At 62.6% G+C, this 703-nt stretch carries 1 protein-coding gene; it reads left to right on the plus strand.

Features of this window, described 5'->3' with window-relative positions:
* Positions 1-703, plus strand: a 703-nt coding sequence (locus NCT32_RS37005; protein ID WP_250491563.1) for a DUF6531 domain-containing protein, incomplete at both ends; no start/stop codon positions are given.

Here is a 703-nt window from a genome sequence, read left to right on the forward strand (position 1 = left end):
CCGCTCGTGTGGCATCGCTACTACGCGAGCCATGACATGTTGCCGGGCGCGGCGGGCCACGGCTGGCGCACGCCTGCTGACATCCGCCTCGATTTGTTCGAGCACGACGATGAAATCGGCGGCATCGTCACCTTTCCCGACAAGCTGGTCGCATTCGATCAGATCCCGATCGACGAAGGATGGTCCGCGCGAATCGTCGAAGGCGTGGGAGGACACGCCCTTTATCGCGTCGATGAACGGTTGGTAGTGCGCACGCGCGAAGGCATCGAATACCGCTTCCCGCTGCCCGATCGCTGGCGGGAGCAGGCCCTTGCCGCGCATCCACAGCGGCCCCTGGCGCTATGGCTCGACCAGTTCAATGATCTGAACGGCAACGCGTGGCGCATCGAATGGCAACCCGATTCTCGGCCCTTGTTGCGTTTGGTCGAATACGCAGGCGATGCGCCGACAGGCCGCGTCGTACATGGCGGACACGGCAGCGTTCAGGGATGCGTAGGCGAGATCGAACTGCTCGATGCGCAGGGCCAGTCGCACCCGCTCGTGCGCTACGAACAGAACCGCGAAGGCGATCTCGTCGCCGTGCACGACGCGCTCGACATGCCGTATCGCTTCAAATACGGCGGCGATCACCTGATGGTGCGCCATACGGATCGTAACGGCCTGTCGTTCTATTACTCGCATCAACATCACGACGATGGTCTCT

Origin of the sequence: Caballeronia sp. INML2 (assembly GCF_023631365.1) — a bacterium.
GTDB lineage: Bacteria > Pseudomonadota > Gammaproteobacteria > Burkholderiales > Burkholderiaceae > Caballeronia > Caballeronia turbans.